Genomic DNA, 22921 nt, shown 5'->3' on the forward strand with positions numbered 1-22921 from the left:
CCCGCGCCGCGGCGGGGGCGAGGACCAGCGCGACGCCGCCGGCGGCGGGGGCCAGCGCGAGGGCGAGCGACATCAGCGCGGAAGCGACGCGGCGCGGCGCCCCGGACCCTGCGGACGAACCGGGACGCCTGAACGAATCGGAGCGCGCCGAAGCGGCGCAGGTCGAAACGGCGTGCGCGAGTCCGACCGGCGCGGAGGCGTCGGGGGCGGATATGGCGGAGGTGACCCGGCGCGCGAAAGCGCGGAGGGCTAGGGCTAGGTGCGACATGATCGGGGCGCGCCCCTTTCCTCATCTGCGTGGGGATGGCGGGGAAATGTTTCGTCTCTGCTCGGGGCCGGATTGTGCCTGAAGCGGGTCGCGCGCTCAACCATCTCTTTTCGTTTTCGGATCAAGTATTTCCGACGCGAGGTTAAGACGGCGTGAACACCGGCCAGCCTCCCGACGCCCGGATGCGGGTGGAGGAATGATCCGACATCGCCCCCCCGGTCAGCGCCCAGGCGGGGGCGGCGCGCATCGCGAGCCCGCGGGCCTCGGCCTCCGGCAGCCGGAACGCGGCGAAGCGCTGCGCCATGGGCGAGAGGCCGGCGTGCAGCTGGGCGCCGGGGCGGCCGAGCACGCCGATGGGGATGGTCCGCGCGATCTCGGCCCAGCGATCCCAGCGGTGGAAGCTCGCGAGGTTGTCCGCCCCCATCAGCCAGACGAAGCGCACCCCGGGATAGCGGGCGCGCAGCAGGCGCAGGGTGCGGGCGGTGTAGCGGGCGCCGAGACGGGCCTCGATGTCGGTGATCTCGACCTGCGGATGCCGCATGATCGCCTGGCAGGCCCTCATGCGCAGCGCGAGCTCCGCCGGCCCGCGTTTTTTCAGCGGATTGCCCGGCGAGACCAGCCACCAGACCCGGTCGAGCCCGAAGCGGGCGAGCGCCTGGCGCGTGATGTGGACATGACCGGGATGCGGAGGATCGAAGGAGCCGCCGAGCAGCCCCACCCTCTGTCCCGGCGCCGCCCTGGGAAAACCCTGGAACACGCCGCCGATCTCCCTCCCCCTGGCGCCGATGGCTGCGGATGTCGCGACGCTCCGGGGGTTTTGTCGCCAGCGGGCGGCGTGGTGTCAATCAAGGGCGACCCGGGACGGCGGGGGAAGGGGGGCGGCGGGGGCTTGCGGGCGGGATTTTTCTGACCTAAGTCAGATGAAAACCCTGACTGAAATCAGAAGACATGCGCCGAAAGGATCCCGGACCATGACCCAATCCGACGCGATCGCGCGGATCCGCCGCTTCAATCGAGCCGTCACCACGGCGACCGGGGCGCTCGACGCCTCGTTCCTTGGGCGCGGGCGGCCGCTGGGGGCGGCGCGGATGCTGCACGCGCTGGGACCCGAGGGAAGCGAAGTGGGCACGGCGCGGGAGAAGCTGGGGCTCGATTCGGGGCTCGCCTCGCGCCTGCTGCGGGGGCTGGAGGCGGAGGGGCTGGTCGAGACCGCGCGCCACCCCGAGGACGGCCGTCGCCGCATCGCCCGCCCGACCCCGAAGGGCCGGGCCGAGCAGCGGGCCTATGAGCGCCTGTCGGACGCCCATGCCGGCGCCGCGTTGCAGGGCTTCGGGCGGGCGGCGCCGGAGCTGCTGGCCGCCATGGACCGCATCGCCTGCGCGCTGGGGCGGGAGCGGATCGCGCTGCGCATCGCCGACCCGGAGAGCGACGAGGCGCGGGCCTGCCTGAACGCCTATTGCGCGGAGTTGAACCGACGTTTCGCCACGGGGTTCGACGCGGGCCGGTCCGGCGATCCGGAGGCCGCGACGATGCGGCCCCCGCGCGGCGCCTTCGTCCTGGCGGACTTCGACGGCGCTTCCGTCGCCTGCGGCGGGCTCGCCCCCCTGCCCGACCCCGACATCCCCACCGGCGAGATCAAGCGGCTGTGGATCGCGCCCGCCGCCCGCGGGCTCGGCCTGTCGGTGCGGATCATGGCGGCGCTGGAGGCGGAGGCGCGGGGCTTGGGGATGGCGCGGCTCAGGCTCGACACCAACGGGACGTTGACCGAGGCGGCGGGGCTCTATCGGCGGCTCGGCTGGCGGGAGATCGAGCGCTATAACGACAACCCCTATGCGGAGCTGTTTTTCGAGAAGCCGCTCTAGCCCCGGCCGAGCAAAGCCGCGGCCCCGACGGCCCGCGCGCCGCGCCGGCGCGCCGCCGCGGCAGCCCGGCCGGGGCGCTTTCGGCCCCGTTTCCCGCCCCCTGCGTCATTACAGGGCCCCGAAGCCGCGAAACCGGCGCGCGACGCCATTGCACCGCACCCCCGCCGCCGGTAGAAACCCGCGCAACCCCGAAGGCTGCGAGAGGATCGAGGACCATGGCCTCCTACCAGTACGTCTATCACATGGACGGCGTCTCCAAGGCCTATCCGGGCGGCAAGAAGTGCTTCGAGAACATCAATCTCAACTTCCTGCCCGGCGTGAAGATCGGCGTCGTCGGCGTCAACGGCTCCGGCAAGTCGACGCTGATGCGCATCATGGCCGGCATCGACAAGGACTTCCAGGGCGAAGCCTGGGCCGCCAAGGGCGCCCGCGTGGGCTACCTGCCCCAGGAGCCGAAGCTCGACGAGACCCGCTCGGTGCGTGAGAACGTCATGGACGGCGTCGCCGAGAAGACCGCCCTGCTGGCGCGCTACAACGAAGTGGCGATGCAGGTCGGCGAGGACTATTCGGACGAACTGATGGAGGAGATGACCACCCTCCAGGATCAGATCGACGCGCAGAACCTGTGGGATCTCGACAGCCAGGTCGACATCGCGCTGGAAGCCCTGCGCTGCCCCCCCGACGACGCCAATGTGGCGGCCCTGTCCGGCGGCGAGAAGCGCCGGGTCGCGCTGTGCAAGCTGCTGCTCGAAGCGCCCGACATGCTGCTGCTCGACGAGCCCACCAACCACCTGGACGCCGAGACCATCTCCTGGCTTCAGAAGCACCTGATAGAATACAAGGGCACGATCCTGATCGTGACCCATGACCGCTACTTCCTCGACGACATCACATCCTGGATCCTCGAGATCGATCGCGGCCGCGGCATGCCCTACGAGGGCAACTATTCGAGCTGGCTGGAGCAGAAGGCCAAGCGGCTCGAGCAGGAATCGCGCGAGGACAAGTCCCGCCAGCGCGAGCTCAGCCGCGAGCTGGAATGGGTCCGCCAGTCGCCCAAGGCCCGTCAGGCCAAGTCCAAGGCCCGCATGTCGGCCTACAACGAACTCGCCAACCGGTCGGAGCGCGAGCGCATGGGCTCGGCCCAGATCCTGATCCCCAACGGCCCGCGTCTGGGCTCGAAGGTGATCGAGGTGGACAACATCTCCAAGGGCTACGGCGACAACCTGCTGATCGACGGACTGAGCTTCAGCCTGCCCCCGGGCGGCATCGTCGGCGTGATCGGGCCCAACGGCGCCGGCAAGTCCACGCTCTTCCGGATGCTGACCGGGCAGGAGACGCCGGACACCGGCGAAGTCACCTTCGGCGACACGGTGAAGCTGTCTTACGTCGACCAGTCCCGCGACGCGCTGGATCCGGCGAAGAACGTCTGGGACGAGATCTCGGACGGGCTCGACATCATCAAGCTGGGCGACGCCGAGATGCCGTCGCGCAACTATGTGGGCGCGTTCAACTTCAAGGGCTCGGACCAGCAGAAGAAGGTGTCGCTGCTGTCGGGCGGCGAGCGCAACCGGGTTCACATGGCCAAGCTGCTGCGCTCGGGCGGCAACGTGCTGCTGCTCGACGAGCCGACCAACGACCTCGACGTGGAGACGCTGCGCGCGCTCGAGGATGCGATCCTGGAATTCGCCGGCTGCGCGGTGGTGATCTCGCATGACCGCTGGTTCCTGAACCGCATCTGCACCCACATGCTGGCCTTCGAGGGCGACAGCCATGTGGAGTGGTTCGAGGGCAATTTCGAGGACTACGAGAAGGACAAGATCCGTCGCCTCGGCCCGGATTCGGTCGAGCCGAAGCGGATCAAGTACAAGAAGTTCTCGCGCTGATCGGGGCGGGGCGGCCTTGCCGCCCGGCGCCGCGACACGGCCCTCGCGCCCGCCGCCCGGTCATCCCGGCGGCGGGCGTTTTCGTTCCGCCCCCCATCGCGCGCGTGCCGGCCGCCAGGCGCGCCGGAAGCCGTCGCGAAGGGTCCCGCGCGGGCGCGCCCCGCAAGGTTGACCATCGCCGCTTGGGAATGCGAACCTGACCACCCTCCGCGCGTTTCGCCGGATGCCAGCCCGCCCCGCGCGCCAAAGACTGGCGTTTCGCGGCCGCATGTCGCAAACTGTTCACAAACAGTCGTATACTCGCCACGCGCCGACCCATGCCCGACGGCGCGCCCTTTGCCTCGCGGTCACGCGGGCTACCTGTCGGCCCGGAGGGCCTCCCGTGTCCCCGCGTCGCTCCGGGCCGCAAGCGCCCGATCCCGACGCCGCAAGCGCCCGATCCCGACCAAGACCGCCCGCCCCGGCGCGGCCGGCGCCCAACAGGAGAGACCCGAGATGAGCCGCGAGACGATCAACGGCCGGCCCCTGCACCCCGCCGTCGAAACCTACGCCGCCGAAGCGCGCGCCGGAGCGCTCCCCCGGCGCGAGTTCCTGGCGCTCGCCACCGCGCTCGGCGCGACCTCGGCCGCGGCCTACGGGATGCTCGGCCTCGCCGCCCCGAAGGCCCTTGCGGCCGGCGCGACCGGCGGCACGCTGCGGGTGCAGATGGAGATGAAGCCGGTGAAGGACCCGCGATCCTTCGACGGCTCCGAAATGGGCAACGTCGCGCGCGGCCTCATCGAATCCCTCGTCCGCTACACCAAGGACTTCACCTTCGAGCCCTGGCTGCTGGAAAGCTGGGAGGTCTCGGACGACGCCAGGACCTACACGCTCCGTGTCCGCCAGGGCGTGAAATGGTCGAACGGCGACGCCTTCGGCGCCGATGACGTGATCTACAACCTCCGCCGCTGGTGCGACGCGAAGGCGGAGGCGAATTCCATGGCCTCGCGCATGGCGGCCCTGATCGACGCCGAGGCCGGGACCGCGGCCGACGGCGTGATCGAGAAGATCGACGACCACACCGTCCGGCTCAATCTGCTGACCGCCGACATCACCATCGTGCCCAGCTTCTGCGACTATCCCGCCCTGCTGGTGCACCCGAGCTTCGACGAGACCGGGGCGGATTTCCTGACCTCCAGGATCGGCACCGGCCCCTACATGATCGACCGCATGGAGGTGGGCGTAGGCGCGACGCTGACCAAGCGGGGCGAATGGTGGGGGGGCGACGTGCCGCTCGACGCCATCGAATACATCGACTACGGGACCGATCCCTCGGCCCTGGTCGCGGCCTTCGAGGCCGACGAAGTCGACATGAGCTACTGGTCGAACGGCGAGTTCATCGAGATCTTCGACAGCCTCGACCTGAAGAAATGGGAGACGGTGACCGGCTCCACTATGGTGACCCGGATGAATGTCGAGGCGGAGGTGGATGGCCGAAAGCCCTATGCCGACGCCCGGGTCCGTCAGGCGATCCTCATGGCGGTCGACAACGACGTGGTGCTGGAGCTGGGCTATGCCGGCCAGGGCCAGGTGGCCGAGAACCACCATGTCGGCCCGATGCATCCGGAATATTTCCCGCTGCCCAAAAAGACCCGCGACCCCGAAGCCGCCATGGCCCTGATGACCGAGGCCGGGATGGCGGATTTCGAGCATGAGCTGATCTCGATCGACGACGACTGGCGCCGGGCCACCACCGACGCCATCGCCGCCCAGCTGCGCGACGCCGGCATCAAGGTGAAGCGGACCATCCTGCCCGGCTCGACCTTCTGGAACGGCTGGACCACCTACCCGTTCAGCTCCACCGACTGGAACATGCGGCCGCTCGGCGTGCAGGTGCTGGCGCTGGCCTACCGCTCCGGCGAGGCGTGGAACGAGGCCGCCTGGTCCAACCCCGACTTCGACGCGAAGCTCGCCGAAGCCATGTCCATCGCCGACGCCGACAAGCGGCGGGCGCTGATGGAGGACATCGAGCGGATGCTGCAGGACGCCGCGATCATCATCCAGCCCTATTGGCGCAACCTCTACCGACACTCGAAACGCAACGTGATGGGCGTCGACATGCATCCGACCATGGAACATCACCACGATCTGTGGTCGATCGAGACCTGAGCCCCATCTGATCGCGAAGGGGCCGCCGCCCGGGCGGCCCCTTCGCGTTTTCGCCGCGCCGCCGCGCCGGGCCGACCGCCCGCGTCCGCACCCCGCCCGTCAGGAGACCCGCCCTTGATCGGCTTTCTCGTCAAGCGTCTCGGCCTGATGGCGCTGACCGCGCTGGTGCTGACCTTCGTGGTGTTCGTGCTGACCAACATGGAGCCGAACCTCGAGAAACTGGCCAAGGAGCAGAATTTCTCGCGCATGTCCGACGCGCAGGTGACGAGCTGGCTGGAGAAGGAGGGCTACGACCGCCCCCTGATCGAGCGCTACGGCGAATGGGTGGTCAGGGCCGCGACCGGCGATCTGGGTCGGTCCTCGCGCTTCCGCGAGCCGGTGGCCGACATCCTCCTGCCCCGCCTGTGGCTGACCGCCAAGCTGATGTTCTGGGTGATGATCGTGATGGTCCCCTGCGCGCTGGCGCTCGGCGTGCTGGCAGGGATGCGGGAAGGCTCGCGCACCGACCGGGCGCTGTCGACGGTGGCCATCGCCTCGACCGCCACGCCGGAATACGTGTCGGGCGTGATCCTGATGACGATCTTCGCGTCGTCGGCCGTCGGGCTGAAATGGGTGAAGGGCTCGGCCACCTCCGCCGCGGAGAACATCACCTTCGAGAATTTCGCTTTGCCTGTCGCCACCATGGCGCTTTACGGCATGGGCTATGTGGCGCGCATGACCCGCGCCTCGATGGCAGAGGCGATGACCGCGCAATATATCCGCACCGCCCGCCTGAAGGGGGTGAGCTTCCCCCGCATCGTGATGCGCCACGCGCTGCGCAACGCCCTGATCGCGCCGTTCACGGTGATCATGCTGCAGTTCCCCTGGCTGCTGACCGGGGTGGTGATCGTGGAGACGCTCTTCAACTACAAGGGCTTCGGCTGGCTGCTGGTCGAGGCCGCGTCGAACAACGACATCGAACTGCTGCTGTCGTGTTCGGTGGTCGCGGTGGTGGTGGTGCTGCTGACGCAGCTGATCTCCGACATCGGCTACGTGTTCCTCAACCCGCGCATCCGCGTGCGCTGAGACGACGGGGGAGGGGCTGATGGAACCGCTGGGATGGGGCGCGATCTTCGCGCGGATGGGGCTCGCGTTCTGGCCGGTCTGGGCGTCGCTCGCGGTGATCTTCGCGCTGTCGATCGGGCTGAAGCGTCGGCTGGGGCTCTACGGGCGGCTCTTCGACAGCCCGATGGGGATGATCGGGCTGGGACTGGTGCTGTTCTGGCTCTTCGCCGCGATCTTCGCCGACACGGTCGCCCCGTTCGGCCCGCTCGCGCAATATTCCGGCATGAAGAACATCAAGCCCGGCGCCTTTCTGGGCGAAGACGGGGGGGTGTTCCTGCTCGGCGGCGACCATCTGGCCCGCGACGTGTTCTCCCGCATGGTGCACGGCGCGCGCAGCGTGCTGCAGATCGCGCCGGCGGCGACGCTGTTCGCCTTCATGGTGGGGATCACGCTGGGCCTGCCGGCGGGGTATTTCGGCGGCGCAGCGGACACCGTGCTCAGCTTCCTCGCCAATCTGGTGCTCGCCTTCCCCGTCATCCTGCTGTTCTACCTGCTGGTGACGCCCGAGATGCGCGAGACGGCGATCCCCACCTCGCTCGCAGCCGTGCTCTTCATCTTCCCCATCGTGTTCTGCCTGCTGCTGTTCTGGTCGCGCTACGGCGAGGATCCGCTGCGCGCCGCGCCTTGGATCGGGACCACGCTGGTTCTGGGGCTGTGGATGTATGCCGGGCTCGCCTTCGACGCCGACCCGCTGGGGGTGTTCGCGATGGACCCCAACCTGCTCAACATCTTCGTGTCGGTGGTGTTCGTGAACGCGCCGACCGTGTTCCGCATCGTCCGCGGCCTCAGCATGGACATCAAGAGCCGCGATTACGTCGCCGCCGCCCAGACCCGCGGCGAGGGGCCATGGTACATCATGCTGTGGGAGATCCTGCCCAATGTCCGCGGCCCGCTGATCGTCGATTTCTGCCTGCGGCTCGGCTACACCACCATCCTGCTGGGCACGCTCGGTTTTTTCGGGCTGGGGGTGAGTTCCGAAAGCCCCGACTGGGGCATGACCATCAACGAGGGGCGGCGTCTGCTCTCGATCTACCCCCATCCCGCCCTGCCCCCGGCGCTGGCGCTGATCTCTCTGGTGCTCGGGCTCAACCTGCTCGCCGACGGGCTGCGCGAACAGTCGATGAAGGATTGAGGCGATGTCGCATGACGGACCGATCCTGGAGATCGAGAACCTCTCCATCTCCTTCGCCACGCGGGCGGGCGACATCCCGGCGGTGATGAACTTCTCCTGCACGGTGCAGCCCGGCGAGGCGATGGGGCTGGTCGGCGAATCCGGCTGCGGCAAGTCCACCGTGGCGCTGGGGGTCATGCAGGACCTGGGGCGCAACGGGCGGGTGACGGGCGGCTCGATCCGCTTCAAGGGCCGGGATCTGGGCGCGATGTCGGAACGCGAGCTGCGCCGCCTGCGCGGGTCCGAGATCGCGATGATCTATCAGGAGCCGATGGCGTCGCTGAATCCCGCGATGCGGGTGGGCGCGCAGCTCGCGGAAGTGCCGATGATCCATGAGGGCAAGACAGCGGCGCAGGCCAATCGCATGGCGCTCGACATGATCTCCGCCGTGCGGCTGCCCGACCCGGTGCGGATTTCCAAGGCCTATCCGCATCAGCTTTCGGGCGGGCAGCAGCAGCGCATCGTGATCGCGATGGCGCTGATGTCCAAGCCCTCGCTGCTGATCCTCGACGAGCCCACCACCGCGCTCGACGTGACGGTGGAGGCGGGGATCGTCGATCTGGTGAAGGGGTTGGGGAAGGAGCTCGGCACGGCGCTGCTCTTCATCTCGCACAATCTCGGCCTGGTGCTCGACACCTGCGACCGGCTCTGCGTGATGTATTCGGGCGAGGCGGTGGAGACGGGGTCGATCGCCACCGTCTTCGACCATATGCGCCACCCCTACACGCAGGGCCTCTTCCGCTCGATCCCCCTGCCCGGCTCCGACAAGACCACGCGGCCGCTGATCGCGATCCCGGGCCAGTTCCCCTTGCCGCATGAGCGCCCCAAGGGCTGCAATTTCGGGCCGCGTTGCGACTATTTCGAAGCCGGGCGCTGCGACCGGACCAAGATCCCGATGGAGGAGGTCCCCGGCCGCGACCGCCACGAAACCCGCTGCCTGCGCTGGCGCGAGATCGCCTGGAAGGCGGGGCCCGTGGTGGAGGAAGCGCCCGCCAAGGCCCCGCCGGGCGCGGTGGTGCTGAAGGTCGACGCACTCTCCAAGCGCTATGCGCTGCCCGCCGGCGGCGCCTTCGGCGGCGGCGAGCTGCGGGTGGTGAAGGCCAACGAGCGGCTCAGCTTCGAGGTGCGCGAGGCCGAGACGCTCGCCATCGTCGGCGAAAGCGGCTGCGGCAAGTCCACCCTCGCCAAGGTGCTGATGGGGCTGGAGGACGCGAGTTCCGGCAAGGCGATGCTGGAGGGCGTGGACCTGGGCCATACCCCCGTCGACAAGCGCACGAAGCGGACCCTGGGCGCGATCCAGATGGTGTTCCAGAACCCGTTCGACACCCTCAACCCCTCGCATTCGGTGGGCGCGCAGATCATTCGGGCGCTCGAGAAATTCGGGATGGGGGCGAGCCGGGCAGAGCGTGAGGCGCGGATGTTCGAGCTGCTCGACGAGGTGAAGCTGCCCCGCGCCTTCGCCGCGCGCCGGCCCCGGCAGCTGTCGGGCGGGCAGAAGCAGCGCATCGGCATCGCCCGGGCCTTCGCGGGGGAGGCGCGGGTGGTGGTGGCGGACGAGCCGGTCTCGGCGCTCGACGTGTCGGTGCAGGCGGCGATCGCGGGGCTCTTGACCGACATCCAGCGGGAGCGGCGCACCACGATGCTGTTCATCAGCCATGACCTGGGCGTGGTGCGTTACCTCGCCGACCGGGTGATGGTGATGTATCTGGGCCATGTGGTGGAGATCGGGACCACCGATCAGGTCTTCGCCCCGCCCTATCACCCCTATACCGAGGCGCTGCTCTCGGCGGCGCCGGTGGCCGACACGCGGGTGAAGCGAAAGCGGATCGTGCTGGAGGGGGACGTGCCCTCGGCCGTGAACCCGCCGCCGGGCTGTCCGTTCCAGACCCGGTGCCCGAGGAAGGCCGCGGTGCCGGGGGACCGGTGCGAGACCGAGATGCCGGAGCTTCGCACGCTCGCCTCCGGCCACCAGGTCAAATGCCATCTTTCCGACGAGATTCTGGCGACCATGGAGCCGGTGATCGAGATCGCGCCCGCCGAAACCGACGCCTGATCCCCGGACGGGGGAGCCGCGCGCCGGCCGTCCCACCCTTGGCACGCGACGCCCCCCGCCCGCGGCGGCGACGCGAACGGCCCCGGTTCAGGGCCGCGCGGGCGCGCCGGCGGCACGGGTGGGACGGCCGGCGCGCGGCTCCCGCCGCCGGGGCCGCGTGGGACGGCTCAGTCTTCCAGGCTCTCGGCCGCCTTCTGGTCCACCAGCTTGCGCTCGGCGTCCTTGCGGGTCCGGAAGTCCTTGGCGAAGCGGGCGACGGCCTGCTCGTCGAACACCTCTCGGGCCTTTGAGAAAATGTCCTCCTCCTCCTCGTCCATGTGATGCTCGTAATCGTGGCGGAGCTGCTTGAACTTCAGAAGCCAGCCCGGCGAGGCCATGTCCATGCCGTTCAGCTCCTCCATCGCGTCGTCCATCTCCTTGTGCTCGGAGACGGAATGGCGGGCGTCGTCCTGGCCTTCGGGCTTTTCCATCAGCTTGGAATAGAACGTCTCCTCCTCCGCCGCGGCGTGGGATTTGACGTCGTAATAGAACAGGCCCCACAGCCGCTTGCGCTCGTCCGAGGCGCCTTCCGTCTCCGCGATGGCGCCGAGCAGGCCGCGATGCTTGCCGTGATCGTCTTCGATCACCTTGTAGATGTCGGTCATGATTGCGCTCCCTTCGATGGCTGCGAGCTGTCTGGGGCGGGCGAAAACGCCCGGATGTCCCTCAGCTAGAAGCCGGCGCGGCGCGAATGCGGCGAGGGCTGGGCGATTTCTTGCGCCCCGCCCCCCGAACGAGAACCGCCCCCGGGGAGGGCTCCCCGGGGGCGGTTCGGTTCCGGCGGCGCGGCCCGGATCAATCCGTGGTCAGCACCACACGGCCCACGATGTTGCCTTCGAGCAGGTCGACGACGGTGTCGTAGGCCTTCTCCAGCGGCCGCTCGGTGATCGGGACCGACTTGACCTTGCCGGCCTTGACCAGTTCCATCAGCTCCTTGAGGTCGTTGCACGAGCCCACATAAGACCCCGCGACCGTCAGAGCCATCTGCGGCAGCTTGGGCAGCGGCGCCTTGAACGTGCCGCCATGCAGACCGACGATCACATAGGCGCCGGCCTTGCTCAGCCCGTTGAAGCCGAGCACGGAGGTCGCCTCGGCCCCCACGGTGTCGAGCACCGCCATCAGCTTGCCCTCGGACGCCTTGCGCAACGCGGCCTGGGCGTTCTCGCCCTCGTCGCGCACGTCGATGGTGCGGTCGGCGCCCATGTCGACGGCGGCGGAAAGCTTCTCCTGCCCCATGTCGACCGAGATCACGTTCTTGAAGCCCATCGCCTTGGCGATGGAGATCGCCGCGAGCCCCAGCCCGCCCGCGCCCATCACCGCCAGCCACTCGTCGTCGCGAACCGGCAGCAGCTTCTTGAGCGCCGTGTAGACCGTGACGCCCGAACAGGCGTAGGGCGCGGCGATGGTGGGATCGACGTCGCCGATATCGACCAGGAATTTCTGATGCGGCACCACCACATGGGTCGCGAACCCGCCCGGACGCACCACGCCGAGCGCGGCCATCTTGGCGCAGAGATTCTCACGACCTTCGAGGCAGGGCGCGCACTCTCCGCAGCCGATCCAGGGATGCACCAGCATGGTCTTGCCGATCGGCGCGTCCACGGCGTCGGGGCCGGCGGCGACCACTTCGCCCAGGATCTCGTGGCCGAGCGTGTGCGGCAGCTTCATGCCGCGGTCTTCCATCTTGAACTTCTGGCCGTCGCCGTAGTCGAAGAACCCTTCCCAGATGTGCACGTCCGAGTGACACACGCCGGAGCGACGGACGCGGACCACGACCTCGGTCCCGGTGGGGGTCGGGTCTTCGCGGTCGATGGCCTCGAACGGCTTGCCGAATTCTACGAGCGCGTAGCTGCGCATACGGGTCTCCTCCCTTTGGAATGTCTTCTGAACGCGCGGGGCGTCAGATGGTGCGGCCGCCGTCGACCTCGAGCACCACGCCGGTGATGAAATCCGCCTCGTCCGAGCAGAGGTAAAGGGCTGCGTTCGCCACATCCCGCGGCGTCGACAGCCGGCCGAGCGGCACGGTGGCGGTGAAGGCGGCGCGTTTCTCGGGCGTGTCCTCGCCCATGAAAGTCGCGAGCAGCGGGGTCTCGCCGGCCACGGGGGCGATGCAGTTGACCCGGATCCTGTCGGGCGCGAACTCCACCGCCAGGCTGCGGGACAGGAGGTTCACCGCGCCCTTGGTGGCGTTGTACCAGCTGAGCCCCGGGCGCGGCCGGATGCCTGCGGTGGAGCCGATGTTGAGCATCACCCCCCCGCCCGCGGCGCGCCACTGGGGCACGATGGCCTGGCTGAAATTCCAGATCGACTTGACGTTGACGGCGAAGACCTTGTCGAATTCGGCCTCGGTCACGTCGAGCGCGGGCATGTTGCGATGCGACCAGCCGGCGTTGTTGACCAGGATCCCGGCCGAGCCCATGCGCGCGGTCGCGGCCCTGACCGCTTCGGCGACCGAGCCGGGGTCGGACACGTCGCAGTCCAGCGCGAAGGCGCCCTTGCCGATGGCATCCGCCGCCTCGGCGGCCTTGTCGAGCTGAAGGTCCAGAAGCGCGACCGTCGCGCCCTCGGCCGCGAAGCGCTCCGCGATGCCCAGTCCGAAGCCCTGCGCGGCCCCGGTCACCAGGCAGGTCGCGCCCTCGAGGCGTCCCGTTCCCATGATCGCATACCTCCCCGTATGTTTCTTGTGGTTGGGAACCTGACGCGCGCCGCGACGAAGATCAAGCGGCTTGCCCCGCGGGCCGCGTCCGGCATGGCTGCGAGGCCGGAACGCACCGGCGGCGCGGGGGGAGCCCGCGCAACATGACGCAGCGCAACATCGCCGGTTCCGCGAGTCGGCGCTTTGGGGCAGTGTCGTCGCAAGACGTGTCGTGCCCTCCGGAATTATCCTTGAGGGCCTGCGTGGACATCCGGGGGCGTCGCGATAAGGTGCGCATTGCGCGCGGGACGGGCTTGGGTCAAAGGTGCGTCCGCGAGCCAGGCATTCCGCCCCCCGGACCGCGACTTGCCGGTGCGCCGGCGAACGTCGAACGAAACGGCTGCAGGACGGAGGTTGGACCCTGATGCCGGTGCTTTTGGTCTGTTTGGGCGCTTTTTTTTCAGCGATTGGCTTGATGGTGTGGCGGACCCGTCGGATTGCGGCGCAGGCCGAGGCCGCGGTACCGCGGACCGGCGCCATGACCCGGCTTCGCGACGGCGCGATCCACTGGGAAGCGGAGGGCGAAGGGCCGCCGGTGCTGCTGCTGCACGGGCTCGGCGGATCGCTGCGCCATTTCACCTATGGGGTGACCCCCCTGCTTGCGGACCGTTTCCGCTGCATCGCCATCGACCGGCCCGGCTGCGGCTGGTCCGAGCGGGCCAACGACGATTTCGCCCATCTCAGCCACCAGGCCCGGATGATCGTGGAGTTTCTGGATCGCGAGGACATCGAACGCCCGCTGGTGGTCGGGCATTCGCTGGGCGGCGCGCTGGCGCTGACGCTGGCGCTGCGCCATCCCGACCGGGTCGCAGGGCTGGCGCTGATCGCGCCGCTGGCCAGGCCGCCTGCCGCGCCGCCGGCGATGTTCCCCGGGCTGGCGGTGCGCAACCCGGCGATGCGCCGCCTGATCGCGCATACCATCGCCGTGCCCCTGGCGCTGCGCGCGGCGCAGCGGACGCTCGACGCCCTCTTCGCGCCCGAGCCCGCGCCCGCGGATTTCGGGACGCGCTGCGGCGGCCTGCTGGGGCTGCGGCCCAAGGGGTTCGTCGCGGCCTCGGCGGATCTGACGGTCAATTCGGATCTCGACCGGATCTCCGCCGACTGGCGCCGGATCGCTGCGACGGGCGGGGTGCTCTTCGGCGACGACGACGCGGTGCTCGACCCCGAGGAGCAGGGCGCATGGCTGGTCTCCCAGCTGCCCGCGCTGAGGCTCGAGCGCTTGCCCGGCCGCGGACACATGCTGCCGATCACCGCCCCGCGCGAGACCGCCGAGTTCATCGCCCGGATCGCGGCGGAGACGGGGGCGGAGACGGCGACGGCGCCCGAACGCCCCGGCCCGCCCTCCGGCATCACGCTCAGTAGCGACGTTCGAATCGGCCGGAGCGGTTGACCCGGTCGATCTCCTGCACCGTCCAGATCACCGCCTCGCGCATGCTGCTGCCGAGCGCGTCGTCGAAGGCGACGGCCACGTCGCCCATGTCGTTCGACCTGGCCTTGCGGCGCGCCGAGAACGACCGGGACGCGACGATCAGCGCCTCCGGCTCCTTCACGATCTTCAGGTTCATCCGCACCAGGATCTCGACCGGCAGGTCGTTGGGCTCGGCCGCCGGGTCCGGCTGGCGGTTCTCGGGCAGCAACGCCTGAAACTCGCGCAGGTCGCTCAGCAGGGTGAAATCGGCCCTGAGCCCGACCGAGGACCGGCCGACCGAGGTCAGGGCGCCGCTGTTCTCGAAGCTCTCGATCATCAGGCGCTGCACCACCAGCGGCGCGCGCTCCACCCAACGGGCGGAGGGGAAATACTGCACCTCCAGCGGGCTCGGCTTGACCGCGATGCGATCGGTGTTGACGGCGGCGTCGGCGGTCGGCTCCTCCACCACCAGCTGGCTGTTCACCGAGGGCATGGTCGCGGGGAACGTGCTTTTGGGCGACAGCGCATAGAGGTTGATCGGGCTGGCGACGCTGGTCAGCCGACCGATCTCGGCGCAGCCCGAAAGGCCCGCGGCGACGGCGAGCGCGACGAGGGGGAGGCGGAAGGTCGGGCGGATCATCGACGGAACTCCGAGGACTGGGTGCCGAGCAGGAAGCGGGCGGGGTCGCGTTCCACCTTGGCGCTGAGACGGGAGAGGTTCTCCACCAGACGGCGGCCCTCCTCCACGAAGCGGGTGAACTGCGGCAGGCCGTTGCGGAGGAACTGGTTCACTTCGTAGGTGTTCTCCTGAAGCATCCCGTCCAGCGTGCCGATCAGCTGATTGGCCGACGCGGACGCCTCGCGGATCTGGGCCGAGGTCTGCTCCACATCGCCGGTCACCCCGTTCACCGCCCCGTTGAGGGTGGCCATGGAGTCGCGTAGGTCGGCGACGGCGGCGCGCACGTCGCCTTCGAGCAGGCCGTTGACCTCGGTGAAGGTGGTTTCGGCGGCGGTCAGCGCCCCGTCGGCCCGCGCCATGGTGCCGGTGATCGAGGTCAGGGTGACGTTGGCGGCGGCGAAGGTCTCGGTGGCGCCGGAGACGGCGACTTCGGCCCGCTTCAGCAGTTCGTCGACCCGGCCGGTCAGGCCCAGCCCGTCGCCGGTCATCGAATCGACGGTGGCGGAGATCTTGCCGACCATGCCGTCGACCTCCTCCGCCACGCGCTGGACCGTCTGGTTGGCGGTGGCGGCGGCGGCGCGCACGTCGGCGACGATGGCGGGCACGTCGTCGCGCACCACGCGGTTCACCCCGTCGATGGCGCCGCGGGCCTCGGCGATGGCCGCGCGGGCCTCGGCGACCAGGGCCGCGCCGTCGGTGACGACCACGGCCGAGATCTCGGCGGTGGCGGCCTGGACGCCGGCGAGGGTCTGCGTGGCCTGATCAAGCGCGACGTCGGCGCGGGAGAGCGTGCCGCGGGCGGCGGTCATCCCGGCGCCGGCTTCGGTCATCAGCACCGAGGCCTGGTCCGACAGGCGCGTCACCTGGCCGGAGACGTTGGTGGTGGCCGCGCGGGCGTCATCGATCAGCCCCTCGGCCTTGGCGGTTGCGGCGCGCGCCTCCTCGATCAGCGGCGGCAGGTCGCGGGACATCAGCCCGCGCGCCGTCTCCAGCGCGCCGCGCGCCTCCACGGCCAGCGCCGCGGCGTCGCCCTTCACGAAGCCGTCGACGGAAGCGGAGGTCTGCTCCAGCGACGCCATCAGCGTATCGGCGCGGGCCATCGACTGGCGCAGGTCGGCGAGGGTGACCTCCGCCTCCTGCAGCCGCTTGGTGGCTTCGGCCCCGGCCTGGGCGAACTGGTCGAGCGTGGCGCCGGCCTTGCCGCCCACCTCGAGCGCGGTGGCCTGAAGCGCTTCGGCCACCGTCGCCATCCGCTCCGCGGTCTGGGGGATGGTGGCGGACATCAGCGTGTCGGCGGAGGCGAAGGCGGCGTTGGCCTGCGTCTCCAGCCGGCCGGCGGTGTCCTGCACGCTTCTGACCGCCTCGGTGGTCCGGGCGAGCAGCGCCGGGGCCTGATCCTTGAGGATGGCGTCGGCCGAGGCGAAGGCGGCGCCCGCGGTTTCCAGCGTGGCGTTGGCGGCATCCATCGTGCCTTCGGCCTTGCGCACCGCATCGGTGGTGGCGGCGAGGGTCTTGTCGGCCTCCGCCAGCGACGTCTCCGCCGCGCCCACCAGCGATTCCAGCCGGCCGGAGAACTGGCGCAGCTGGGTCGCCGCCTCCCCCGCCGCCGAGGTCATCGCCGAGACGTCGGTCAGCACCAGGTCGAGCTTGGCCGAGGCGCCGGCGACGTTGGCGAAGATCTCCTGCACGCTTTTCTGGTTCTCGTCGCTGGCGAAGCCGTTGACCTGCTCGATCAGCTCGATCGCCCGGTTCAAAAGCTCCGGCGCGCCCTGGAACAGCGACTGGAAGGCGGATTGCCTGGACGGGATCACCGGACGCGCGTCGCCGGGGCCCGCGCTCAGCGCCGGCGCGGCCGCGCTGCCGCCCGAAAGCGAGACATAGGAGACGCCGGTGACGCCCTGGCTTTCCAGCGTCGCCTCGGTGTCGGTCTTGACCGGCACGCTCGCGTCCACCTCCAGCGTCACCCGCACCTTGGCGGGATCGTTCGGATCCAGCATCACGCCGGTGACCTGGCCGACGGGCAGGCCGTTGAAGCGCACGTTGGCCGCGTCGCCGAGGCCCGAGACGTCCTCGAACAGCACATCGTAATAGGCGTACTGCCTGTCGACCTCGACCTTGGCGATCCAGAGCAGGAACCCCAGCGCTCCGAGCAGGCCGATCAGCGTGAAGGCGCCGATCAGGACGTAGTTCGCCCGCGTCTCCATGCGCGTATCCTCTCAAGCCGCCCGCGGGCGCGCGCTCAGCCCAGATGGGCCGCGCGCGCCCTGGGTCCGTGGAAATATTCGCGGACCCAAGGATGGTCCACGTTCATCATGTCGGCCATGGTCCCGGTCACCAGCACCTTCTTTTCGGCCAGCACCGCGATGCGGTCGCAGATGGCGTGAAGGCTGTCGAGATCGTGGGTGACCATGAAGACCGTGAGCCCCAGCGACTGCTGGAGCTGGCGGATCAGCTCGTCGAAGGCCGCGGCGCCGATGGGATCGAGGCCGGCGGTCGGCTCGTCGAGGAACACGATCTCGGGTTCCAGCGCCAGCGCGCGGGCGAGGCCGGCGCGCTTGCGCATGCCCCCCGAAAGCTCCGACGGGAACTTGGCGCCGGCGAAGCTGGGCAGCCCCACCAGCGTGACCTTGAGCCCGGCGAGCGCGTCCATCAGCCGTTGCGGCAGCTTCAGATGCTCGCGCATCGGGGCCATGATGTTCTGCCCCACCGTCAGCGACGAGAACAGCGCCCCGTCCTGAAACAGCACGCCCCAGCGCTTTTCGATTTCGGTGCGCTCCTCGGCCGAGGCGGTCAGCACATTCTCGCCGAACACCTCGATGCTCCCGGCCGCCGGCCGGTTCAGCCCGACGATGGTGCGCAGCAGCACCGACTTGCCGGTGCCCGACCCGCCGACGATGCCCAGCACCTCGCCCCGCATCACGTCGAGGTCGAGCCCGTCATGCACCACCTGGGACCCGAAGCGGTTGACCAGGCCGCGGACGCGGATGATGGCCTCGCGCGAGGGGGGGGCGGTCTTGTCGGCCTCGGGGGCGGGGGATCCGTCCATCACACGCCCAACTCCGAGAAGAAGATCGAGAACACCGCGTCGATGATGATCACCATGAAGATCGCCATGACCACGGCCGAGGTGGTGCGCTGCCCGACGCTTTCGGCCGAGCCGCCGACCAGCATCCCCTGCCAGCAGCCGACCACCGCGATGACCACCGCGAAGAACGGCGCCTTGATCATGCCGATGGCCAGATGCCAGACGCCCACGGTGTCGTAGAGCCGGGTGACGAACATGCCCGGCGACACGCCCAGGCTCGCCCAGGCCATCAGCCCGCCGCCGAGCAGCCCCGCCATGTTGGCGACGAAGCCCAGAACCGGCAGCATGATCAGCAGCGCCAGCAGCCGCGGAACGACCAGCACCTCGATGGGATCGAGGCCGAGCGTGCGCATGGCGTCGATCTCCTCGCGGATCTTCATCGAGCCGATGGAGGCGGCGAAGGCCGAGCCGGAGCGTCCCGCCACGATGATCGCCGTCAGCAGGATGCCCAGCTCGCGCAGCAGCGACACCGCGATCAGCGTCACCACGAACACCTCCGCCCCGAATTGCTGGAGCTGGGAGGCGCCCTGGAAGCCGAGCACGACGCCGATCAGGAACGCCATCAGGAACACGATGGGGAAGGCGTTGAAGCCGACCTCCTGCATGTGATGCACCAGCGGCGCCGCGCGCATCCGCCAGGGCCGCAGCAGCAGCCCGAAGGTGCGCGCCAGCACCATCCCGAAGAAGCCGAGCAGATCGACGAAGGTGGCGAAGGTCCCCACGGCGCCGCGGCCCACGCCCTCGACCCAATGCGCGAAGCCGCGCGGCTCGGGCGGCTGCGGCTCGATCTTGGCGAGCGCCTTCTCCACCGTCTCGATCAGCGCGGCCTTGGCGGGGTCGAGGCCGGAAAGCTCGACCTGCGCGCCTTCGCCCGCGAGCCGGTCGCGCAGCGTGATCACCAGCCAGGCCCCGGCGGTGTCGAGCGCCTCGACCGCCGAAAGATCCATCTTGATCGGCCCGGCGCGGCCCGGGATCGCAGCGGCGGCGCGGTCCAGCGGGGCCAGGCCCGCGACGACGAGCCGCCCGGCGAAGCGCAGGACGGCGCCCTCGCGGGCATCTTCAAGGGTCAGGCCGGCGGGCGCGGAGCACATGCGCCAACCCTCGCCGTTAGCGGAGAAATCCGCAACCCTCGGCGCTTGCGGCGCGTGCGATGGCATCCCGAAATCGGGGCGGACGGGGCCGGCCCTTGTCCCCGCCTCGCCGCCCCGCCTATCCTGCCCGCCATGATCGCCCCGCCAGCGGGCGCATGCCAGGGAGAGCCGTCCGGATGTCCGCCGCCACGCAAGAGGAATTTCCGCAAGCCCCGATCATCTGGACTCCGCCGCCCGAAGTCGCCGCGGCCGCCGAGATGACCCGCTTCATGACCTGGCTGAAGGCCGAGCGGGGCCTCGATTTCGCCGACTACCCGGCGCTGTGGGAATGGTCGACCACGGATCTGCCCGGCTTCTGGACCGCGATCCGCGACTTCTGGGACCTGAAGATGACGCCCCCCACCGGCCCGGTGCTGGACCGGGAAGTGATGCCCGGGGCGCGCTGGTTCGAAGGCGCGCGACTCAACTACGCCGACCAGATCTGGCGTCATCTCGACACCCATGGCCGCGACCATCCCGCGATCCGCTGGCGGACCGAGACCGCGGCCGGCGTGCTGTCCTGGGGGGAGCTGGCCGACCGCGCCGGCGCGCTCGCCGCCCATCTGCGCCGGCTGGGCGTGGTCCCCGGCGACCGGGTCTGCGCCATCCTGCAGAACGGGGCGGAGACGATGGTGGCCTTCCTCGCCGTGGTCTCGGTCGGGGCGACCTGGTCGCTGACCTCGCCCGACATGGGGCGGACCGCGATTCTCGACCGCTTTCGGCAGATCACCCCCAAGGTGCTGATCGCGGCCGACGGCTACGTGCATGGCGGCAGGGCGACGCCGCGGCTCGATCTGGCGGCGGAGGTCGAGGCGGGGCTGCCCGACCTCGCCGCCACCATCCTCGTGTCGAAGCTGCCGAAGCGCCCGGAATGGCCGGCCCACGCGCTCGACTGGGACGACCTGATCTCGGGGGGCGACGGGCCGCCCGAAACGGAGGCGGTGGAGTTCTCCCACCCGCTCTGGATCGTCTATTCGTCGGGCACCACCGGCAACCCCAAGCCCATCGTCCACGGGCATGGCGGCGCGCTGCTGGAGATGATGAAATTCCCGCTGCACAACGACGTGAAGCCCGACGACACCTTCATGTGGCTGACCGCCTCGGGCTGGATCATGTGGAACTGTCAGCTGGCCGCGCTCTGCTCGGGCGCCACGCTGGCGATCTTCGACGGAGCGCCCAACCGGCCCGACATGGGCGAGGTCTGGCGGTTCGCGGCGGAGACGGGGACCACCTTCCTCGGCTGCGGGGCGGCGTTCTTCTCGGCTTCGATGAAGGACGGGGTGGTTCCGCGCGATCTCGCGGACCTGTCGGCCCTGCGCTCCGTCGGCGCCACCGGGTCGCCGCTGGCGCCGGAGGCCTATGACTGGATCCAGGCCAACGTGAAGCCGGATGTGTGGATCGTGCCGATCTCGGGCGGCACCGATTTCGCCGGGGCCTTCGTCGGCGGCTGCATCCTGATGCCGGTGCGCAAGGGCGAGATGCAGTGCCGGTTCCTCGGCGCCCGCGTCGAGGCCTGGGACGAGGACGGGCGGCCGCTCGACAATCAGGTGGGCGAGCTGGTCTGCACCCGGCCAATGCCCTCGATGCCGCTGATGTTCTGGGGGGACGATGACGGGTCGCGCCTGCGCGAAAGCTATTTCGAGACCTATCCGGGCGTCTGGCGCCATGGCGACTGGATCCGGATCACGCCGACGGGGGGCTCGGTGATCTACGGCCGCTCGGACGCCACCATCAACCGCCGCGGGCTCAGGATCGGCTCGTCGGAGATCTACCGCGCGGTGGAGGAGCTGGACGAGGTCATGGACAGCCTCGTCGTCGACCTCGAGATGCTGGGGCGCGAGAGCTTCATGCCGCTTTTCGTGGTGATGCGCGACGGGCATGCGCTCGACGACGCGATGCGCAAACGGATTCTGGATGCGATCCGGGCGGCGGTCTCGGCCCGCTACCTGCCCGACGAAGTGGTGGCGGTGCCCGAGATCCCGCGCACCCTGTCGGGCAAGAAGCTGGAGGTGCCGGTGAAGAAGCTGCTGCTCGGCGCCGCGCCCGACAAGGCCGCCAACCGCGATTCCATGGCGAACCCGGCGGCGTTCGAGGCGTTCGTGGCCTATGCCGCGACGCGGGCCGGGGCCGAAGCCGCCGGCTGACGCGGCCTTGCCCCGCCCGGCCCGCCCTTGCCGCGGGCCGGGCGAGCACCGACATGGTGCCGGACCCGAAACCGTCCGGAGCCGCCATGTCCCGCACTTCCACCCGTCATCCCCGCCCGCAGGACCCTGACCACGGGCCCAGCGGCCTGCCCCGCGCCCGCGGACCGGAGGCGGCGCTGACCCTGCGCTTTCAGCATCAGCGCGACATCGCCCATGTCGCGGACCCGATCTGGCAGGACATCAGCTCGCTCGCCATCGCCGGCCGCTCGATCTTCTGCGCCTGCGACGAGACGGCGAGCGTGGAGCGGGTGCTGTTCGATCCGGCGACGGGGGAGGCGGAGGGGCATGAGTCCTTCCCGCTCGGGGCGGTGTTCGACCTGCCCGACGGGCCGGCGGGGGAGATGGACATCGAGGGGATCGACGTTTCGGCTGGCTGGCTGTGGGTCACGGGTTCGCATTCGATCAAGCGCAAGGATCCCAGGCCGGGCAGGATGCGGCGGCTGGAGAAGACCAGGTGGGACCCCAATCGGGCGTTCCTCGGCCGGCTGCCGCTGGTCGACCGGGGCGAGGGCGTGTTCGAGCCGGTGGAGCAGGACGGCGCGCGCCGGGCGCGGATGGTGGAGATCGACGGCGACCGCGACAGCTGGCTCAGGCGCCGACTGCGCAAGGACCCTCTGATCGGCCCTTTCGCGGACCTGCCCTGCAAGGAGAACGGGCTGGACATCGAAGGACTGGCGGCGCGCGGGATGACCGTGCTGCTGGGTCTGCGCGGGCCGGTCCTGCGCGGATGGGCGCTGATCCTGCGGCTGGAGATGAAGGAGACGCAGGACGGGTTCCTCAAGCCCCGCCGGCTGAAGGACGGGCGGCGATACGCGCTGCACGCGGTGGATCTGGGGGGCCAGGGCGTGCGCGACATGTGCTGGGACGGCGACCGGCTGCTGATCCTGTCTGGCGCGACCACCGACCTCTCGGCCCTGCAATCGGTCTGGACCATCGGGCGTTTCGACCCCGCGCGCCCGCTGTGGGAGGCCAAGCGCATCGGGCGCGAGCTGGACCTGCCGGTCCGTCGCGGCGCCGACAACGCCGAGGGGATCGCGCTTCTGGCGACGGCGCAGGGGCGCCGGCTGCTGGTGGCGCACGATTCGCCCCACCCCGATCGCACCCCGCCCGAAAGCCAGAGCCTGGAAGCCGATCTTTTCGCGTTCGGCGCCTGAGGCCCGGAAACGGAACGGAGGGCCGGGCGAACCCGGCC

17 protein-coding genes are annotated in these 22921 nt (G+C 70.0%); 9 read left to right on the forward strand and 8 right to left on the reverse strand.

The genetic code is table 11. The features are described 5' to 3' along the window. Window positions 1-410 precede the first annotated feature (410 nt). A complete protein-coding gene (locus tag ACTB72_RS08430; protein WP_463036545.1) occupies window positions 411-1025 on the reverse strand; it encodes a nicotinate-nucleotide adenylyltransferase in 615 nt (204 codons plus the stop codon). Window positions 1026-1239: 214 nt separating this feature from the next. Between ACTB72_RS08430 and ACTB72_RS08435 the strand changes: the two genes are divergently transcribed. The 6 genes from ACTB72_RS08435 (at window position 1240) to ACTB72_RS08460 (ending at window position 10489) form a co-directional block, all read left to right on the forward strand. Continuing rightward, the gene (locus tag ACTB72_RS08435) at window positions 1240-2130 is read left to right on the forward strand and encodes a bifunctional helix-turn-helix transcriptional regulator/GNAT family N-acetyltransferase (RefSeq protein ID WP_463036546.1); all 891 of its coding nucleotides are present in this window, start codon (window positions 1240-1242) and stop codon (window positions 2128-2130) included. Window positions 2131-2345: 215 nt separating this feature from the next. Continuing rightward, window positions 2346-4013 carry an energy-dependent translational throttle protein EttA gene (ettA, locus tag ACTB72_RS08440; protein WP_463036547.1) on the forward strand — a complete coding sequence of 556 codons (1668 nt, stop codon included), beginning with the start codon at window positions 2346-2348 and terminating at the stop codon, window positions 4011-4013. A gap of 495 nt (window positions 4014-4508) precedes the next feature. Beyond that, on the forward strand, window positions 4509-6161 hold the full coding sequence (locus ACTB72_RS08445) for an ABC transporter substrate-binding protein (RefSeq protein WP_463036548.1): 1653 nt from the start codon (window positions 4509-4511) through the stop codon (window positions 6159-6161). A gap of 147 nt (window positions 6162-6308) precedes the next feature. Next, on the forward strand, window positions 6309-7226 hold the full coding sequence (locus ACTB72_RS08450) for an ABC transporter permease (RefSeq protein ID WP_463036569.1): 918 nt from the start codon (window positions 6309-6311) through the stop codon (window positions 7224-7226). Between the two features lie 19 nt (window positions 7227-7245). Then, entirely contained in the window at window positions 7246-8397 is a 1152-nt protein-coding gene (locus ACTB72_RS08455) for an ABC transporter permease (protein ID WP_463036549.1), read from the forward strand. Window positions 8398-8401: 4 nt separating this feature from the next. Next, window positions 8402-10489, forward strand: a complete 2088-nt coding sequence (locus ACTB72_RS08460) for a dipeptide ABC transporter ATP-binding protein (protein ID WP_463036550.1) — start codon at window positions 8402-8404, stop codon at window positions 10487-10489. Between the two features lie 167 nt (window positions 10490-10656). On the opposite strand, the gene ACTB72_RS08465 is transcribed toward ACTB72_RS08460, so the two are convergent. From ACTB72_RS08465 to ACTB72_RS08475, 3 genes are all read right to left on the reverse strand, one after another. Beyond that, window positions 10657-11133 (reverse strand): hemerythrin domain-containing protein, encoded by a 477-nt coding sequence (locus ACTB72_RS08465; protein ID WP_463036551.1) that lies wholly within the window; start codon window positions 11131-11133, stop codon window positions 10657-10659. Between the two features lie 190 nt (window positions 11134-11323). After that, window positions 11324-12385 carry an alcohol dehydrogenase gene (locus ACTB72_RS08470; protein WP_463036552.1) on the reverse strand — a complete coding sequence of 354 codons (1062 nt, stop codon included), beginning with the start codon at window positions 12383-12385 and terminating at the stop codon, window positions 11324-11326. Between the two features lie 43 nt (window positions 12386-12428). Then, a complete protein-coding gene (locus ACTB72_RS08475) occupies window positions 12429-13184 on the reverse strand; it encodes a glucose 1-dehydrogenase (protein WP_463036553.1) in 756 nt (251 codons plus the stop codon). Window positions 13185-13701: 517 nt separating this feature from the next. Here ACTB72_RS08475 and ACTB72_RS08480 point away from each other — a divergent pair. Then, on the forward strand, window positions 13702-14613 hold the full coding sequence (locus ACTB72_RS08480) for an alpha/beta fold hydrolase (protein WP_463036554.1): 912 nt from the start codon (window positions 13702-13704) through the stop codon (window positions 14611-14613). Here ACTB72_RS08480 and ACTB72_RS08485 read toward each other — a convergent pair. Genes ACTB72_RS08485 through ACTB72_RS08500 form a run of 4 tightly spaced genes read right to left on the reverse strand, consistent with a single transcriptional unit; the run spans window position 14579 to window position 19486 of the window. Further along, entirely contained in the window at window positions 14579-15271 is a 693-nt protein-coding gene (locus ACTB72_RS08485) for an ABC-type transport auxiliary lipoprotein family protein (protein ID WP_463036555.1), read from the reverse strand. The two genes, ACTB72_RS08480 and ACTB72_RS08485, sit on opposite strands and share 35 nt — an antisense overlap. Then, complete coding sequence (locus ACTB72_RS08490; protein ID WP_463036556.1) at window positions 15268-17514, reverse strand: MlaD family protein; 2247 nt, start codon at window positions 17512-17514, stop codon at window positions 15268-15270. The genes ACTB72_RS08485 and ACTB72_RS08490 overlap by 4 nt, the downstream gene beginning before the upstream one ends. 35 nt (window positions 17515-17549) lie before the next feature. Next, entirely contained in the window at window positions 17550-18356 is an 807-nt protein-coding gene (locus ACTB72_RS08495) for an ABC transporter ATP-binding protein (protein ID WP_463036557.1), read from the reverse strand. Continuing rightward, window positions 18356-19486, reverse strand: coding sequence for an MlaE family lipid ABC transporter permease subunit (locus ACTB72_RS08500; protein ID WP_463036558.1), 1131 nt, complete (start codon window positions 19484-19486; stop codon window positions 18356-18358). The genes ACTB72_RS08495 and ACTB72_RS08500 overlap by 1 nt, the downstream gene beginning before the upstream one ends. Before the next feature lie 176 nt (window positions 19487-19662). Between ACTB72_RS08500 and ACTB72_RS08505 the strand changes: the two genes are divergently transcribed. Both ACTB72_RS08505 and ACTB72_RS08510 read left to right on the forward strand, forming a co-directional pair. After that, window positions 19663-21669 carry an acetoacetate--CoA ligase gene (locus ACTB72_RS08505; RefSeq protein ID WP_463036559.1) on the forward strand — a complete coding sequence of 669 codons (2007 nt, stop codon included), beginning with the start codon at window positions 19663-19665 and terminating at the stop codon, window positions 21667-21669. 86 nt (window positions 21670-21755) lie between these two features. Further along, on the forward strand, window positions 21756-22883 hold the full coding sequence (locus ACTB72_RS08510; RefSeq protein WP_463036560.1) for a DUF3616 domain-containing protein: 1128 nt from the start codon (window positions 21756-21758) through the stop codon (window positions 22881-22883). The last annotated feature ends 38 nt before the right edge of the window (window positions 22884-22921 follow it).

This window comes from Albimonas sp. (assembly GCF_055129145.1).

Coding starts and splice junctions, on each gene's coding strand:
- ACTB72_RS08435 (WP_463036546.1), top strand. CDS start 1,240: ATGACCCAATCCGACGCGATCGCGCGGATCCGCCGCTTCAATCGAGCC.
- ettA (WP_463036547.1), top strand. CDS start 2,346: ATGGCCTCCTACCAGTACGTCTATCACATGGACGGCGTCTCCAAGGCC.
- ACTB72_RS08445 (WP_463036548.1), top strand. CDS start 4,509: ATGAGCCGCGAGACGATCAACGGCCGGCCCCTGCACCCCGCCGTCGAA.
- ACTB72_RS08450 (WP_463036569.1), top strand. CDS start 6,309: ATGGCGCTGACCGCGCTGGTGCTGACCTTCGTGGTGTTCGTGCTGACC.
- ACTB72_RS08455 (WP_463036549.1), top strand. CDS start 7,246: ATGGAACCGCTGGGATGGGGCGCGATCTTCGCGCGGATGGGGCTCGCG.
- ACTB72_RS08460 (WP_463036550.1), top strand. CDS start 8,402: ATGTCGCATGACGGACCGATCCTGGAGATCGAGAACCTCTCCATCTCC.
- ACTB72_RS08465 (WP_463036551.1), bottom strand. CDS start 11,133: ATGACCGACATCTACAAGGTGATCGAAGACGATCACGGCAAGCATCGC.
- ACTB72_RS08470 (WP_463036552.1), bottom strand. CDS start 12,385: ATGCGCAGCTACGCGCTCGTAGAATTCGGCAAGCCGTTCGAGGCCATC.
- ACTB72_RS08475 (WP_463036553.1), bottom strand. CDS start 13,184: ATGGGAACGGGACGCCTCGAGGGCGCGACCTGCCTGGTGACCGGGGCC.
- ACTB72_RS08480 (WP_463036554.1), top strand. CDS start 13,702: ATGACCCGGCTTCGCGACGGCGCGATCCACTGGGAAGCGGAGGGCGAA.
- ACTB72_RS08485 (WP_463036555.1), bottom strand. CDS start 15,271: ATGATCCGCCCGACCTTCCGCCTCCCCCTCGTCGCGCTCGCCGTCGCC.
- ACTB72_RS08490 (WP_463036556.1), bottom strand. CDS start 17,514: ATGGAGACGCGGGCGAACTACGTCCTGATCGGCGCCTTCACGCTGATC.
- ACTB72_RS08495 (WP_463036557.1), bottom strand. CDS start 18,356: ATGGACGGATCCCCCGCCCCCGAGGCCGACAAGACCGCCCCCCCCTCG.
- ACTB72_RS08500 (WP_463036558.1), bottom strand. CDS start 19,486: ATGTGCTCCGCGCCCGCCGGCCTGACCCTTGAAGATGCCCGCGAGGGC.
- ACTB72_RS08505 (WP_463036559.1), top strand. CDS start 19,663: ATGTCCGCCGCCACGCAAGAGGAATTTCCGCAAGCCCCGATCATCTGG.
- ACTB72_RS08510 (WP_463036560.1), top strand. CDS start 21,756: ATGTCCCGCACTTCCACCCGTCATCCCCGCCCGCAGGACCCTGACCAC.